Source organism: Dolomitihabitans soli (assembly GCF_022213955.1).
GTDB classification, from domain to species: domain Bacteria; phylum Actinomycetota; class Actinomycetes; order Streptosporangiales; family Streptosporangiaceae; genus Streptosporangium_A; species Streptosporangium_A soli.
In genome coordinates this window covers 1-16,328 of the sequence record NZ_JAKNTW010000048.1, presented here as the reverse complement: position 1 = coordinate 16,328, position 16,328 = coordinate 1, and the positions used below count along the sequence as shown (strand labels likewise).

At 69.8% G+C, this 16,328-nt stretch carries 12 protein-coding genes; 9 read left to right on the top strand and 3 right to left on the bottom strand.

What is annotated here, in order from left to right; translation table 11 throughout:
• Positions 1-62 precede the first annotated feature (62 nt).
• Together MBA17_RS47025 and MBA17_RS47020 are read right to left on the bottom strand one after the other, a co-directional pair.
• Positions 63-1,097: a Gfo/Idh/MocA family protein gene (locus MBA17_RS47025; protein ID WP_238505415.1), complete on the bottom strand. Its 1,035-nt coding sequence runs from the start codon at positions 1,095-1,097 to the stop codon at positions 63-65.
• Entirely contained in the window at positions 1,081-2,355 is a 1,275-nt protein-coding gene (locus tag MBA17_RS47020) for an ABC transporter substrate-binding protein (RefSeq protein ID WP_238505414.1), read from the bottom strand. The genes MBA17_RS47025 and MBA17_RS47020 overlap by 17 nt, the downstream gene beginning before the upstream one ends.
• A gap of 330 nt (positions 2,356-2,685) precedes the next feature.
• Between MBA17_RS47020 and MBA17_RS47015 the strand changes: the two genes are divergently transcribed.
• The 9 genes from MBA17_RS47015 (at position 2,686) to MBA17_RS46975 (ending at position 13,617) form a co-directional block, all read left to right on the top strand.
• Complete coding sequence (locus tag MBA17_RS47015; protein ID WP_238505427.1) at positions 2,686-3,573, top strand: carbohydrate ABC transporter permease; 888 nt, start codon at positions 2,686-2,688, stop codon at positions 3,571-3,573.
• Positions 3,570-4,403: a carbohydrate ABC transporter permease gene (locus MBA17_RS47010; protein WP_238505413.1), complete on the top strand. Its 834-nt coding sequence runs from the start codon at positions 3,570-3,572 to the stop codon at positions 4,401-4,403. Before MBA17_RS47015 ends, MBA17_RS47010 begins: the two co-directional genes overlap by 4 nt.
• A 37-nt stretch (positions 4,404-4,440) precedes the next feature.
• The gene (locus tag MBA17_RS47005) at positions 4,441-5,991 is read left to right on the top strand and encodes a hypothetical protein (RefSeq protein WP_238505412.1); all 1,551 of its coding nucleotides are present in this window, start codon (positions 4,441-4,443) and stop codon (positions 5,989-5,991) included.
• A 245-nt stretch (positions 5,992-6,236) separates the two neighbouring features.
• Positions 6,237-7,106 carry an NAD-dependent epimerase/dehydratase family protein gene (locus MBA17_RS47000; protein WP_238505411.1) on the top strand — a complete coding sequence of 290 codons (870 nt, stop codon included), beginning with the start codon at positions 6,237-6,239 and terminating at the stop codon, positions 7,104-7,106.
• Positions 7,103-8,368: an enolase C-terminal domain-like protein gene (locus MBA17_RS46995; RefSeq protein WP_238505410.1), complete on the top strand. Its 1,266-nt coding sequence runs from the start codon at positions 7,103-7,105 to the stop codon at positions 8,366-8,368. Before MBA17_RS47000 ends, MBA17_RS46995 begins: the two co-directional genes overlap by 4 nt.
• A gap of 53 nt (positions 8,369-8,421) precedes the next feature.
• A complete protein-coding gene (locus tag MBA17_RS46990) occupies positions 8,422-10,233 on the top strand; it encodes a substrate-binding domain-containing protein (RefSeq protein ID WP_238505409.1) in 1,812 nt (603 codons plus the stop codon).
• A gap of 179 nt (positions 10,234-10,412) precedes the next feature.
• On the top strand, positions 10,413-11,840 hold the full coding sequence (locus MBA17_RS46985) for an ABC transporter substrate-binding protein (RefSeq protein ID WP_238505408.1): 1,428 nt from the start codon (positions 10,413-10,415) through the stop codon (positions 11,838-11,840).
• A complete protein-coding gene (locus MBA17_RS46980; protein ID WP_238505407.1) occupies positions 11,837-12,796 on the top strand; it encodes a carbohydrate ABC transporter permease in 960 nt (319 codons plus the stop codon). The genes MBA17_RS46985 and MBA17_RS46980 overlap by 4 nt, the downstream gene beginning before the upstream one ends.
• Entirely contained in the window at positions 12,793-13,617 is an 825-nt protein-coding gene (locus MBA17_RS46975; RefSeq protein ID WP_238505406.1) for a carbohydrate ABC transporter permease, read from the top strand. The genes MBA17_RS46980 and MBA17_RS46975 overlap by 4 nt, the downstream gene beginning before the upstream one ends.
• A 51-nt stretch (positions 13,618-13,668) precedes the next feature.
• On the opposite strand, the gene MBA17_RS46970 is transcribed toward MBA17_RS46975, so the two are convergent.
• Positions 13,669-16,328: ThuA domain-containing protein (locus MBA17_RS46970; RefSeq protein ID WP_238505405.1), on the bottom strand; the 2,660-nt coding region annotated here is incomplete at its 5' end.

Here is a 16,328-nt window from a genome sequence, read left to right as displayed (position 1 = left end):
GGTCTTTCCACATACCGCACAGGATCCATAACTCTCTCATCCTCCCCGTCGGGTGAGCCGGTCTATCGGCCGGCCGGCGGGGTGACCCGTACCGGCGCGCCCGTGGTCGCGGACTCGTGGGCGGCGGCCAGCACGGCGGTGACGTGGCGGGAGCTCTCCGCCGTGATCAAGGGCTGGTCGCCGGTCCGCGCGCACTCCACGAAGTGGTCGATGGCCTCCCGGTAGGCTCCGCCGGGGATGCCGTGCACCACCCGCTGGAGCATGTTCCGCGGATACTTGTAGCCCGCGTCGGTGGCCAGCTGGATGTTCTCCCGCTGCCGGTCCAGCTGGATCACGCCGTCCTCGCCGACCACGGTGACGTAGCTGTCGACCATGGTCGGGAACGTGTTCGGGTAGATCCAGGCCGACTCGAAGGTGGCCACCGCGCCCCGGCTGAACCTGGCCTGGATCTGCATGGCGTCGGGCGTGTCGATGCCCCGATCCCGCAGCTTCCCGTACCGGGCCGTGGCGAAGACCTCGACGACCTCGTCGTCGAAGAGCCAGGTCACCAGGTCGATGTCGTGGCTGGAGAGGAACCAGGCGCTGGTGGTCTTGTCGGCCCAGCCGATCATCTCGGTCGGCACGTAGATCGTGTCGTTCTTCCTGGCGTAGCCGACCACCGGGTCGCCCAGCAGGTGCATCTGGTCCTTGGCCTGGGCGTAGGCGGGCACCCAGCGGTGGTTGAAGAGGCACATCGCGACCACGCCCGCCCGCCTGATCGCGGCGAGCGCCCGGTCGGCGTCGGCCACGGTCGTGGTGAACGGCTTCTCCACCAGGATGTGCACCCCGGCGTCGGCCGCCGCCACCATCACGTCGGCGTGCAGGTGGTCGGGCGTGGTGATCGACACGGCGTCGACCTCGCCCGAGACGAGCAGGTCCTGGTAGTCGGCGTAGACGGTCGCGCCGACCGTCCCGGCCAGCGCCTCTGCGCCGGCCGGGGTACGGCTCGCCACCGCGGTGATCTCGGCGTCGGGATGGGCGGCGAGGACCTCGGCGTGGCCGCGGCCCATGATGCCCGCGCCGACGATTCCGATTCTGAGCTTAGGCAAGTGCGTCATTCCATCGTTTCTCTGCGGCGTCGAGCGCTTCCTTCGCGCTCTTCCGGTCCTGGAGGTGGGCTCTGATCTCTTCGGCGAGGTACTCGTTGAGCTCGGTGTCCTTGACTGTGCCGAGCGCGCCGTACTCGAGCTGGGGGAGGCCCTTGACGATCACTCGGCGGGCGACGGTCATCGGGTCGTCGCCGCCGGTCTCGGTGAAGAAGGGGTCCTTCGTCGAGGAGATCGTAGACGGGTAGATCGGTACCAGCTTGCAGAAGGCGAGCTGGTTGGCGCCGTTGGTGAAGAACTTGATGAACTCGGCGGCGGCCCTGCGGTGCTTGGACGCCTTGGGGATCGCGAACGCCTGCTGGGCGTTGAGCAGGTATCCGCCGGTGCCGGTCCGCACGGGCTCGGTGACGGCGAGGTCCTCGTAGACGTCGGGGGCGTTCTTCTGGATGTTCAGCAGCACCGCGGCGTTGGCGCTGGCCTGGAAGGCGAGCTGGCCGTTCTCCAGGCTCTGCGGGAAGTTGCGCACGTCCTTGGAGACGGTGCCCGGCGCGAGGCCGTGCTTCTCGTAGCTCTGCTTGAACCGCTCAAGGATCTGGACGGTCTCGGGGGTGTTGAACGCCGCCGTCTTCTTGTCGTCGGAGAGCAGCTTGACCCCGTAGTAGGCCAGCAGGGCGGGGGCGGACTGCCCCGGGATGTCGTTGCTGCCGTAGACCTTCGTCTTGTCGTAGACCTTGTCCGCCAGGGCCAGCGCCTCGTCGTACGTCTTCGGCGGGGCCTTCTCGTCGAAGCCCGCCTTGGCCATCACGGACTTGCGGTAGATCGCCACGGGCGCGCCGCCGTTGTACCACGGCACGGCGTAGAGCTTGCCGTCCACGCGGAGCGGCTCGACCAGGTTGGGCTGGAAGTCGGCGAGGTCGGCGGGCTTGATGTGCTCGTCGAGCGGGGACAGCGACGGGGTGAAGCGGCCGAGGTCGAGGGAGGCGATGTTGACCGCGTCGGGCACGTCACCGCTGGCGACCGCCGCCAGCAGCTTGGTCGCCATGTCCTGGCCCGGCACGTCCACCCAGTTGACGGTGACCTTGGGGTGTTCCTTCTGGTATTGGCTGATCAGCCCGGTGATGTAGTCGCTGTAGTTCTTCTTCAGGTTGATCGTCCAGAACTCCACCTCGCCCTCGAAGGGGGAGTCGTCGGCCGGGGCGGCCGACGGTTCGGCCGAGGTGCCGGCCACACAACCGGTGGTGAAGATCGAGAGCGCCAGTGCGCCTGACATTAAGGCGACTCTGCGAGACCAGGTCACTGCGAACCTCCTGAGCGTTGTGGGGGATCTCCAAGAGGTGGCTCGCCGACGACGCCTGCGTCCGCAAACCGCTTGAGAATCACATGTGGCCAATTATGGCCGTCCAGAACATCTGCTTTCGGCACGATGTCATCAGCGACAGATCTCCGTCAACCCCTCGTCACTTGCCCGAACGTGAGGTCTTGACGGCGTTCAACGGCCATGGATACGCTTCTCCGCATTCTGGCCAGCCGTTATACATCATTTAGGCCTCACATTTGATTTGCCGCTTCTGTGCGGCCTGGCGAAGGGCACGTGACGTCAATGGCCGTCAGCCGGATCCCCGGGCAGCGGTGGTACACCCCTTACCTCTTTCCGCTCCCCGCCCTGGCGTTGTTCGGTGTGTTCTTCGCCTGGCCGGCGGTCACCGCGATCCAGCTGTCGTTCTATGAGTACGACGTGGTCTCGCCGCCGGTCTTCGTGGGCATGGAGAACTTCGTCCGGCTCATCGGCGACGACCGGTTCTGGGGCGCGCTGGCCAACTCGATGCTGTTCCTGGTCGGGCTGTTCCCGCTGCTCGTCGTCATCCCGCTGCTGCTGGCCGTACTGGTCAACCAGAAGCTGCCCGGGATCAAGACGTTCCGGATGCTCTTCTACCTGCCGGTCGTGACCTCGATGGTCGCGGTGGCGGTGGCCTGGAACTACGTCTTCCACCAGCAGGGCGTGCTCAACTGGATCCTCACCGGGGCGGGACTGCTCGACCAGCCGGTGCAGTATCTCCTCGACCCGGTCTGGGCGCTGCCGGCCCTCATCCTCGTCGAGGGCTGGAAGAGCATGGGCACCTACATGATGATCTACCTCGCCGGCCTGCAGACCATTCCGACCAACCTGTACGAGGCCGCGAAGGTCGACGGGGCGACGTCCTGGCATCGCCTGCGCCACATCACGGTGCCGCTGATGATCCCCTACATCGCGGTCTCGATGACGATGGCGATGCTCGACGCGATGCAGGTCTTCACCTCGGTCTACGTGATGACCCAGGGCGGTCCGCAGGACTCGACCCTCACGCTGGGCTACTACATCTGGTCGGCGGCGTTCGAACAGTACGACATGGGCTACGCCAGCTCGATGGGCCTCGTGCTGTGGGTGCTCCTGATCGTCATGGCCTTCGTGAACTACCGCCTCACCAAGGGAAGGACGGTCATGCCATGACGCCGAGGCTCGCCTGGTGGCTGCGGCGTGCGGGGATGTACATCCTGCTGACCGCGATCGCCCTGGTCTTCGTCGGCCCGTTCCTGATCCTGGTGTCCTCGGGCCTCAAGCCCTCGGGACAGGCCGTCTTCTCCTTCCCGCCCGACATCATCCCGAGACCCCCGGTCCTGACCTGGGCGAGGGAGGCGTGGACGGCGATCCCGTACTTCCGCTACCTGCTCAACTCGGTGATCTACGTCGGCGTGATGGTGCCCGTCTACATCGTCGTCTCCGCGTTGTGCGCCTACCCGCTCGCGCAGATGAGGTTCCGCGGCCAGAGCCTCATCTTCTTCGCGATCCTGTCGACGATGTTCCTGCCGGGCGAGCTCATGCTCATCCCCAGGTTCCTGGTGGTCTCCCAGCTCGGGCTGGCCGACAGCTACGCGGGCGTCATCCTGCCCGGACTGCTGTCCGCCTTCGGCGTCTTCCTGCTCCGGCAGACCTTCGCCGGAGTCCCCCGGGAGGTCATCGACGCGGCCCGCACGGACGGCTGCCACGAACTGCGGATCTTCTGGCACGTGATGCTGCCGGCCTCGCGCCCCACCCTGGCGATCCTCGGCATCTTCGGCTTCATCTCGGTCTGGAACAGCTTCATCTGGCCGCTCGTGGTCCTCAAGGACTCCGCGAAGTATCCGATCGCGCTCGGGATCTCCTATCTGGCCGGCATCACCGGCACGGACGTCCGGAGCCTGGCGGCCGGGACGATCATCTCGATCCTGCCGGTCGTCATCTTCTTCATGATCATGCAACGTCACGTACTCGATGGCATGCGCGGTGCGGTGAAGGGCTGACGCCGCGCGTACCCACCCCCCCCGGAGGACACGAACGATGTTGACACGCAGAGAACTCGGCCGGGCCGCCCTCCTGGTCGGCGGCGCCGGACTGCTGGGACTCCCCGGTACGGCAAGCGCCGCGGCCGGCCACGACTACACGTCCAGAGAGACGTTCGACCTATTCGACCGGACCTTCCACGAGAAGGGTGGAGCCGGCCAGCCCACCGACAACAACGAGCACGGCGGGCTGGCCTGGGGCCAGTCCTATGTCCTGGCCGGATTCGTCCGCATGTACGAGGCGTACCGGGACACCCACTACCTTGACCGGCTCATCCACAACATCGACCTGGTGCTGGCCGGCCGCGACTCGGAGCGCGGCGTCACCGACTACCGGGGGCTCTCGCTGCCCGCGTGGCGTGCCGCGCACCCCTACACGGTCGGCATCGCCCAGCTGGCGGGCGAGGACGGGCAGCCGTTGCTGGAGATCCGTAGCGCGCTGACGTACGCCGACATGGCCACGGCGACCGTGACCGCGGACGCCGCCGAGGGCCGCTTCACCCTGGAGGTGAAGAACACCCAGACGAACCGGGTCGCGACCTTCCCCGGCCTGTCGATGGACCCGGCCTCCGCCGACTACGCCGTGCGCCGGATCCTGGACGTCTACCCCACGCCGACCATGGTGACCGCGAAGGACCTCAGGCCCGGCCAGACGGGCACGGGCCTGCCGGTGGCGGGCCAGACCAAGCTGACCTCCCAGCCGGTGATCTTCGCCGTGCACACCGGCATGATCACCTACCCGATGGCGTCGTTCGCCCGGATCGTGCTGCGCAGCCCCACCCTCCGGGCCCAGGCCCGGTACCGGGACAAGGCCATGGAGTACATCGAGGCGGCCAAGGCCGCGGCGGCCGTACACGACCGGGAGTGGCGGGAGACCGCTGACGGCGGTGGCCACTACGTGTGGATCAAGGGCATGCCGCTCGCCTACGACGGCACCGAGCAGCCCACCAACCAGAGCCTCGCGCTCGGCATGACCTACGCGGAACTCTTCGAGGCCACCGGCGACCGCGCCTTCGCCGACCGGGCCCGCCGCCTGGCCCGCACCTTCGAGAAGGAACTGAAGACCGACGACGGCGCCTACACCTGGTCGTACTGGCCGACGTTCGGCAAGCTCTACAACGGCTACGCGAAGACCGACGAGGTCTCCGAGTACACCCCGTCGTACGGCTCGGCGGGCAAGGGCGCGCAGCAGCTCGAGGACCTCAGCCACGGAGCGATCGACGTGGAGTTCGCCGCCCTGGCCTTCCGGAAGAAACTCCACTTCCGCGGCGAGGACATGGTCAAATTCGCCCGCACCTACAGCAGGAAACTCGCCACCACCACCGAGGACGGCATCCCGACCACGTTCCTCCGGGTCGACGGCACCGGCGGCCTGGCGACATCCGGCCAGTATCTCCAGGCCCCCCGCTGGATGGCCGTGGCCCATTGGGACAAGGCGGTGTTCACCCACTCCCGCTCGGTCTTCGACGCCCGCGCCGCCCAGCCCGACTACGGTTCCGCGCTGGCCTGCGTGGCCTACCTGAACTGGTACCCCCGCGTCTCCGGCTGAGTCCGCTGACCCTTCCCCCGGCGATCCCCGATCGCCGGGGGAAGGTCATGTGCGGGCTTGAGGGGACCTGCCTCGTGCGGCGGTTTCGGAGAGGCCGCCGGGGCGGGGCGTCCTGGACGAGGGCTTCGCGCGCGGCCCAAATTTACAGTGACTGCAAACCTGTTCGCAGTGGACGCCTATTGACAGCGGAAGGGTGACGATGCATTCTGCACGAAGTGTCCAAATCGATTTGCGTAGGTGAGCAGATGGCGGGTCTTCCTCGTCGGGTGCTGGTGACCGGGGCGGCGGGCGGGCTGGGGCGGGCCACGCTCGATCTGCTCGGCCGCCGTGAGGTGCCCGCGACCGCGCTCGACCTGCACGATCCCGGCGGTCTGCCGGCCGACCGCGTGGTGACCGGAAGCGCGGGCGATCCCTACGTCGTGCGCGAGGCGCTGGCGGACGTGGACGCGGTCATCCACCTCGCGGCGACCCCGGCGCCGGTCCTCGGCCTGCCGGAGGACGTCTACTGCGGCAACACCAGGGCGACCTTCGTGGTGCTGGAGGAGGCCGGGCGGGCGGGGATCGGCCGGGCGGTGATCGCGAGCAGCATGTCCGTGCTGGGGCTGCCGTGGGCCGACCGGCTGCTGCATCCGGCCTACGTGCCGGTCGACGAGGCGCTGCCGTTGCAACTGGAGGATCCCTACGGCCTGTCGAAGCAGGCCGACGAGGCGACGGCGGCGATGATGGCGCGCCGCCACGGGATGACCGTCGTCGCCCTGCGCTACCCCCGGCTCGGCGGTCCCGGCGACAAGCTCCGGCAGACCGCGGGCGAGTGGGCCGGCGATCCCGGCGCCGGCGCCAAGGAACTGTGGACCTACCTCGACACCCGGGACGCGGCGCGGGCCGCCTGGCTGGCGCTCACCCGGCCGATCCGGGGACATCACGTGATCATGGTGACCGCGCCGACCACCCTGGTCGCCACGCCGACCGAGGAACTGCTGAGGCGGTTCCATCCCAGCAGCCAGGTGCGCGCGTCCCTGCCCGGCAGAACGGCCCCCGTCGATCTGGGCGTGGCGACCCGGATCCTCGGATTCGCGGCCCGGCATCACTACGAGCTGAGCGAGGAGCCTGTATGAGCGGCGATTCCCCGGCGGAGTTCGGCGCGCCGTGGCCGGCCCGCGACGCGCTGCGGATCACGCGGGTCCGGGCCGTCGTCACCGCCCCCGAGGGCGTGCCGCTGGTGGTCGTCAGGATCGACACCAGCGAGCCCGGCCTGCACGGCCTGGGCTGCGCCACGTTCACCCAGCGCTTCCACGCCGTCGCGGCGGCCGTCGACCGGCATGTCGGCCCGCTGCTGGTCGGCCGCCATCCGGCCGACATCGAGGACATCACCCGGATGGTGCACTTCTCGTCCTACTGGCGCGGCGGCCCCGTCATGAACAACGCCCTGTCGGGGGTGGACCAGGCGCTGTGGGACATCGCGGGCAAACGGGCGGGCATGCCGGTGTACGAACTGCTCGGCGGGCGGGTGCGCGCGGCGGCGGACTCCTACCTGCACGCGGGCGGCGCGACGATGGAGGAGACGATCGAGCAGGCGGCCGCGATCCTGGACGCCGGTTACCGGCACGTGCGCCTCCAGGTCGGGGCGCCGGGGCTGGGGCACTACGGCGCGCCGGGCGGTGCGGGCGGTCACCCCGGCTCGCCGTACCCCGACGGGTGGGACGTGTGGCGCTACCTGCGCGACACCCCGAAGCTCTTCGCGTACGCCCGCCGCGAGCTCGGCGAGGAGCCCGGCCTCATGCACGACGTCCACTCGCGGCTCACGCCCAAGCAGGCGGTCGCCCTCGCCCGGGAACTGGAGCCCTACCGGCTGTTCTTCCTTGAGGACCCCATCGCGCCGGAGTTCTACGACCGGCTCCCCGAGGTGCGGGCGGCGGCGCCGATGCCGATCGCGGCGGGAGAGCAGCTCAGCTCGGTGACCGACGCCGCCAGGCTGGTCCGGGAGGGCGGCGTCGACCTGCTGCGGCTGCACGTCTCCTCGGTGGGCGGTCTCACCCCGGCGCGCAAACTGGTCGCGCTCTGCGAGCTCTCCGGCGTCGGGACCGCCTGGCACGCGCCCGCCGACGTCTCACCCGTCGGCGCCGCCGCCAACGTGGCGCTCGACGTCACCACCCCGGCCTTCCAGATCCAGGAGGGTCACGTGTACGGCGAGGCCGTGCACGAGGTCTTCCCCGGCACGATCGCCCCGCGCAACGGGTACCTCTACCCGAACGACGAGCCGGGCTGGGGGATCGAGCTGAACGAGGCCGAAGCCGTCAGGCATCCACCGGTGACCCACCTCCACGAGCGCTGGGCGGCCCGCGTCCGCCGGCCCGACGGCGGCATCGAGGCCCCCTGAGCGGACAAGTATTTATAGTGAGTATAAGTAGTGTGCGGATGTAAGATCGGTGCATGCCCTCCCAGGAGCGGACCCCCGCGAGGCGCGAGCGGAAGAAGGCCGAGACCAGGCGCGCGATCGCGGACGCCGCGCGGCGTCTGTTCGCCGAGCGCGGCTTCGACGCCGTGACGGTGATGGAGATCGCGGAGGCGGCGGACGTCTCCACCAAGACCGTCTTCAACTACTTCCCGGCCAAGGAACAGCTGTTCTTCGCGCACGAGCCGCTACTGGCGAGCACCCCGGCCGCCGCCGTCAGGGAACGCCCGCCGGGCGAGTCGGCCGTGGCCGCCGTCCAGGGATGCCTGCGCGCTCCCGATGACGGCGCGGGCGCTCCCGACGCCGGCGGCCGTGCCGCGGGGAACGACGAGGTGCGGGCCGACGGTCCGGACGGCCCCAGCGCTGAGAACCTCGCCGCGTACGCGAGGGTCTTTCGGGACAGCGCCACGCTGCGTTCCTACGGGCGTGACATGTTCGCGGAGCACGAGCGGGCGCTCGCCGAGGCCCTCGCGGCCGACCGTGAGCGCCCCGCCGACGGGCCGTCTCCCGAGGTCATGGCCGCCCTCCTGCTGAGTCCGCTGCGCCGGGTGTGGGAATCGCTGCTGATCCGGATGGCGGCGGGCGAGCCGCCCGGCGAGGCGGTCGCGCTCGGGCTGCGTGAGCTCGACGCGGCGTACCTGCTGCTGAGGCGGGGGATCACGGGTCCGGCTCAGGAGCCTCCCCGGCTCGCGGCGGCGGGGCGGCTCGCCCGGCCGTCACCCGAGGGCCACGCGGGGGCGGACGGCGAACCGGTGGCGCCGCCGCTTGGTGGGACCCGCGCGCCGGGGCGCGGTGAGCGCCCGAGCATCACCAGGGTCGCCGAGCTGGCGCGGGTCAGCGCGACCACGGTGTCGCACACCCTGAACGGCCGCCGCCCGGTCGCCGAGGAGACCAGGCGGCGGGTGCTCGACGCCATCGACCGGCTCGGATACCGGCCGAACGTGCTGGCCAGGGGGCTGCGCACCAGCCGGAGCCAGACGATAGGGCTGGTCATCCCCGACATCACCAACCCGTTCTATCCGGCGCTGGCGAGAGGGCTGCAGGACGTCCTCGGCCCGGCCGGCTACGACCAGATCATCAGCAACACCGACGGCGAGCGACCCGTGGAGCAGGACGCGATCGAGCAGATGATCGCCCGCCAGGTCGACGGCCTCGCCTTCGCGGTGTTCCACACCCACGCGGAGGATCTGCGGCCGGCCATCGAGGCCGGCATCCCGGTGGTCCGGCTCGGCGGCAGGCTGGTCCAGGAGGGCGTGGACGTGGTGCACAGCGACGACGAGGGAGGGTCCGCCGAGGCCACCGGTTACCTGCTCGCCAGGGGATACCGCCGGATCGGCTTCGTGTGCGGCCCGGCGGCGGAGGGGCCGGCCGCCGAGCGGGTGGCGGGCTATCGTTCCGCCCTGGTCAGGGCGGGCGCCGACGCCGGCCGGGAGCTCGTGGTCCACACGCACTTCAGCCGGGCGGGCGGTGCGGAGGGCGCCGCGCGGCTGCTCGGGCTGTCCCGGCCGCCCGACGCCGTGCTCTGCGCGAACGACATCATGGCCATCGGCGCGCTCGGCCTGGCCAAGGAACGCGGGCTGCGGGTGCCCGGCGACCTGGCGGTCATGGGCTTCGACGACATCGAGGCGGCCGGCCTGGTCTCGCCCGGCCTCACCACCATGGCCAACCCGGCGCGCGAGATCGGGCAGGCGTGCGCGAGACGGCTGCTGGACCGGCTGCGCGGCGCGGCGGCGGGGCCGTACAGCGAGGAGATCATTCCGGCCCGTCTCGTCCGCCGCGCCTCCGCCTGACCCTTGACAGTCGCGAAGGTGCGTGTAGATTTCAAGAACAAATCTTAACGATTTGCGCCCTGTGCTCGAAGGCCGTTGACGCCTCTCCGGAGCTTTGCCCGGAACAGCGCGCACGTGGACGACCCCCCTTCCACGAAAGGACACCGATGACAACCGGTGCAAAACAGTGCAGTCCAGTAATGGCCTCCATCTCCCCCGGCGGATCGGGCGCGCGCTCGGCGTACCGGAGGAGAGGCGGGGGGCGGGCGCGGACGCTCGGAGTGGTCATCGCGGTTCTGTCGGGCGTTCTGGCGGCCGGCTGCGGTGGGGCGGGGGAGCCGGCGGCGGAGGGCCGGGCGCTGACCATGTGGACGTTCAAGAAGTCGCACGCCGACGCGCTGAACAAGGCGGCCGGTCAGTTCAAGGCCGCGACGGGGATCACGGTCACCGTCGAGGCGATCACCCCCGACGACGTGTTCGTCAGCAAGATCCAGAGCGCCGCGCAGACCGGTGGCCTGCCGGACGTCCTGGAGTTGCACGCCGGCGGTGAGGATCTGGAGATCGGCGCCTCCGGCCTGGTGCAGGACCTCGCGGCGGACGTGGGGGAGGAGTGGAAGCGGCGGCTGCTGCCCACCACCCGCGACGCCGGGCTGATGACCCAACAGCGCATCGACCTGGCGGCGAACGACTCCCCGTTCAAGAGCGTCAAGGCGGGCACGCTGTTCAGCGTCCCGTTCACGGCGGGCGCGTTCGGCATCGTCTACGCCAGCAAGGAGAAGCTGCGGGCCGCCGGGCTGGACGCGGACACGCCGCCGAAGACCTGGGAGGACTTCCTCGCGGCCCTCAAGGCCACCACCGCGAAGGACCCGGCGCGCGGCGGGCTGTCCCTCGGCCTCAAGGTCTCACAGACCGGCCTCAACTGGATCTACCAGCCGCTCGCCCACTCCTACCTGGGCCGGGACCGCTTCCAGGCGTTGTTCGCCAAGGGCGCCCAGCAGGGATTCGGCTCACCCGACGGCATCAGGACGCTCGACCTGTACGGCAGGCTCACGCCGTACTGGATGCCCGGATCCACCACGCTCGGCATCGACGAGGCGGACATCGCGTTCGCGCAGGGCAAGTCGGCGTTCAACGTCGGTGGCACGTTCACCCTGGCCTTCCTCGCGCAGAACGGGATGTCGCCCGACAAGGTGCTCACCTTCCCCATCCCGCCGTCGTCGGAGGGGGCGCACAAGGAGATCTCCATGTCGCCGCTGGCGCTGACCTCGCTGGCGGTGACCTCGACCACCGAGAACCGCGCGGCGGCCGTCAAGTGGCTCGACTGGGTGACCTCGCCCACGGGCGCGGGCGTCGTCGCCAAGAACTCGCTCGACCTGCCCGCGACCGATCTGGGCGGCGAGGCGGAGTCGCTGCTCGGCCCCGATCTCGCGGCGCTGCAGAAGCATTTCACCGGCCCGGCGGAGAGCGCCTACGAGGCGGGTGACACCACCTTCTTCCCCTCCGACTACGACCAGGTCAAGCCGGGCAACCTGCTGACCAGGCTGACCCCGCTCGGCGAGGTCACCGCGCCGCAGGCGGGCCCGGAGCTCGACAAGATCATGGGCGCCATGTGGAAGTCGACCAAGTGAGCACGCTCACCGCCGCGAAACGCTCCGGGCGGCTCCGGGGGGAGCCGCCCGAGCGTGCACGCAGACTCCCCGAATGGCTGGTCGGGTGGGCGTTCGTGCTGCCGGCCGTGGCGTTGTTCCTGGTCATGGGGGTCTACACGATCGGCAGCGGTTTCGCGCTGAGCTTCGCCAAGTGGAACGGCTTCACACCCGAGTGGACCTGGGTGGGCATCCAGAACTACCTCGACCTGCTCTACGCCGACCCGTCGCTGGCGCCGGAGTTCCGCGCGGCGGCGTGGCACACGGCGCAGGTGATGATCGCGGTCCCGGTCCTCACCGTGGTGATCTCCCTGCCGCTCGCCGTGGCGCTCAACTCGATCAGACGGCTGCGCTCGGTGCTGCGGTCGGTGTACTTCCTCCCGTACGTCACCAGCGGCATCGCGGTCTACTACGCCTGGCGCTACGTGCTCGAACCCGACGGCGCGGTCAACCTGCTGCTGCGCGCCGCGGGCCTGGGCTCCCTCGCGCAGCCGCAGGGCTTCCTCGGCAACCCGGCCACCGCGCTGCCCACGCTGATCGTCGTCCTGGTCTGGTCGAGCGTCCCGATCGCGACCCTCCTGTACCTGAGCGGTCTGCAGGCCATCGACCCGAACATGATCGAGGCCGCGCAGATCGACGGCGCCGCCCAGCGGCAGGTCCTACGCCGGATCGTCTGGCCGCTGCTGCGGCCGATCACGGCCGCCATCGTGCTGCTCGGCGTGCGGGACGCGCTGCACGGCTTCCAGATCTTCCTGATCATGACGGGCGGCGGCCCCGGCGGTCACACCGACGTGCTCGGGCTGCAGACCTACCGGCTGTCCTTCATGAAGGGACTCGCGCAGACCCTGGGGGTGGCCAGCGCGCTCGGCTGGCTGCTCTTCGCCGGGGCGCTGCTGCTCACCCTCGTCAACGCGCGCATGCTCAGGAGGGTCAAGTGACGACCTCGAAGGCCGGCCGCGTCGCCGCCTACGCCGCCCTCGCGGTGTACGCCGTGATCAGCGTCTATCCCTTCCTCTGGATGGTGTCGGGCGCCTTCAAGGACCGGACGGAGATCCTCCGGGGCGGTCACCTCATCCCGCAGCACTTCACCTTCGACACCATCGTGACGACGTGGAGCCAGCTGCGCTTCTTCGAGTACTTCCGCAACAGCCTGGTGGTCACCGGCCTGACCGTGCTCGGCGTGCTCGTCGTCTACAGCCTGGCCTCCTACGCCTTCGCCGTACTCGAGTTCCCCGGCCGCCGGATCCTGTTCTGGTTCTTCGTCTCGCTGCTGTTCGTCCCCGGCATCACGGTGCTGCTGCCCGTGGTGATCCTGGAGAAGAACCTCGGCCTGCTCGGCACCCACATCGGGCTGGTGCTCCCGTTCGTCAACGGAACCGCGCCCCTGACCGTGTTGCTGCTCACCAACAGCTACCGGTCGATCCCCCGCGAGCTGCGCGAGGCCGCCCGCACGGACGGGGCCAGGGAGACGCGGATCTTCTGGTCGGTCTACCTGCCGCTGGCCAGGCCGGCGCACATCACCATCGCGGTGCTGACCGCGGTGCCGACCTGGAACGAGTACGTGCTGACGCGCGTGTCGATCACCGACCACTCCAGGTACACGCTGCCCCTGGGGCTGGAGTCGCTGATCGCCAGCGAGGTGCCGCGGTACAACGAGGTGATGGCGGCCTCCCTGATCATCGTGCTGCCCGTGATCGCGCTCTTCCTGTTCCTGCAGCGCTACTTCGTGACCGGTCTGGTCGGCGCGATCAAGGGCTGAGGGCGTACGGGGGAAGGGTGCCAGGCTTCCGCGGAAGCCTGGCACCGCGGGTCACCGGAGTCGCTCGAACTCGGCGGCCCAGTGGTTCGTCCGGTCGAGGTAGGCCGTCTCGGCCGCGGCGCCCGTCTTGCCGTAGGCGCCCTCGAAGGTCTGGTAGCCGCCCGCCGGCGGGGTGCTGCGGGCCGGTTCGATGGAACTGCCCTCGTGCCACTCGTTGAACGAGGTGATGGAGACCCAGGTCGGCGAGCCGCCGATGGCCGGGTCCAGGGCGTTGGTCCACTCCTTGTCGTAGGTGGCGCCGTTCGCCCTGCCGAGCGTGGGAGTGGTGTTGCCGGGGACGGCACGGTCGTCGATGTAGCCGGGGCCCACCGAGGGCGCCCAGATCAGGCCGTGCTGCCTGGCGTAGTCACCGGCCTGCTTCCAGCCGGGGGCGGTCGCGCCCGCGATGGCGTCGTAGGTGTACAGGCCGGAGAAGTGGGCGATCTTCGAGGTGTCGGTCGTCTGGGCCAGGATGATGTTGTTCTGGTTGACCTGGTCGAGCGCCGTCCAGTCGGTGATCTTCAGGCTCTCGAAGACGTAGTACGCGGGACGGTCGCCGTTCCCGGCCGCCCGGTAGAAGGCGGGATGCCCGCCGTACGTCGCGTTGATGTAGCCGATGTCGGCCACCACCGACGCGGCGGTGCGGTCGGTGTACGGCTCGATGTGCCAGGCCACCTTGAGGCCCTGCTGCGCGGCGGCGTCCATCACCCGCCTGGCCAGCGTGTCCTCGTAGCTGCCGCGGCCCCACCAGCTGTAGACGAGGACGCCGACACCGGCCTGCCTGATCCACTTCATGTGCTGGGCGATGGCCGCCGTGTCGCCGGAGTCGTACGCGCCGAGCGTGGGGTAGAGGTCCGCGCCGACGTCCTGCGGCGGGGTGCGGCCGCCCTGCTGCCAGTGCCGCCAACTGCCGAGTACGGCGGGGCTGCCGTACCACGGGTAGTAGAAGACGTGCACGTTGGTGGACGGCGCGTCCGTGACCGGGGCCACCGCGAGGGTGAAGGTGTCGATGTCGAAGAGGTAGCCGGTGCCGGTTCCGGTGAAGACGAGGTGGAGGGGTCCGGTGGCGTTTCCGGTGAGGGGTCCGGTGATGGTTTGGAAGGTGTCCCAGCTGCCGGTCACTGGGACGGTGACGGTGCCGAGGAGGGTGCCGGTGGGGGATCCGGAGCGGATTTGGATGGCTCCGCCGGCTCCGGCGGAGGAGATGCGGGCGCTGAAGGTGGTGGCGCCGGTGGTGGTGACGGTGTTGTAGGCGGTCCAGTCGCCGTTGTTGATGTATCCGGCGGTCTTGCCGCCGCTGGCGGTGGCGTGGTCGGCGGGTTGGACGCCGGAGTTCGCGGTGTACGACTCCGCCTCGGTCGTCGTCGGGGTGCCGCCGCCGCCGAGTTCCTTGATCCGGATGTTGCGGAACGCCACGTCGTCGTCGTTCCCGTGGTTCTGGATCCCGATGTGGCCCTGCCGCAGCGATCGCGCCGGGTCGGTGTTCGTGAAGTCGTTGATCTTCGTGCCGTTCAGGAAGACCTGCAGCCGCTCGCCCTCGACCCGTAGTTCGTAGGTGTTCCACTGGCCCGGCGGATTGAGGGCGGCGTCACGGGCGGCCGTGTCGGCGGACTTGAAGCCGTACACCGCTCCGGTGGTCTTGTCGGCGCTGTCGCTCGCGTCGATCTGGACCTCGTACCCGTTGTTGATCGCCGACTGCGGATCGCCGGACTGCGGGAAACCGAGGAAGACGCCGGAGTTGTCGTCTCCGGCCATCCTCCAGTCGAGCTTCAGCGAGTAGGAGCGGTACTCCTTCGCCTGGTACCAGTACAGGCCCATGCCGCCCTGCGAGGTGAGCGTGCCGTCGGCGTTGGCGAAGCCGCCCGGCCCGGCCTGCGACCACCCGCCGGTCGACCCGTTGTAGAGGGGCGTGTAGCCGGTCTCGGGACGGCAGTCGGCCTTGGCGTACCCCGCCGCGTAGCGGATGCCGCCGAGCAGCAGGGTCCGGAGCCCCGGTTCGGCGAAGGACGCGGCGGTGTGCCCGAGCCCGGTGTAGAACGCCCTGCCTGCGGCCTGGGAACGGCACCACGTGATGGGGTGGTCGCCCATGTCGCCGCCGCTGTAGCTGCCCTCGTCGAGGGTCTGCAGCACTTTCGCGGTCGACCGCGGGTTGGTGCGGTAGTTGTACCACTCGTCGGTCCGGGTCCAGGCCGGCCCGAGGTGGGCGGTCGCCGCGTGCGACCGGTCCTCGGTCCGCACGGTGGCCTGCTGGATCGCGGGATGGCTCTTGAACCAGGCGCCGGCGAGTTTCTCGTAGTACGGCCAGCCGTACTCGGTGTCGGCCGCGGCGTGGACGCCCACGTACCCGCCGCCGCCGTCGACGTAGGACTGGAGCGCGGCCTCCTGCGTGCCGTTGAGGACGTCGCCCGTGGTGCTGAGGAACACCACCGCCTTGTATCCGGCCAGGTTGGCCGGGGTGAAGGCGCCGCTGTCCTCGGTGGCGGTGACGGTGAAGTTGTTCGCGGTCCCCAGGTTCCGGATGGCCTCGATGCCGGCCGGGATGGAGTCGTGCCGGAAGCCCGCCGTCTTGGAGAAGACGAGCACCTGGTAGGCCGGATCGGCGGCGTGCGCGGGCGCGCTGGTGGCGACGAGCGCGGCGGCCATGGCGATGGCGACGGGAATGCGGCTGAATA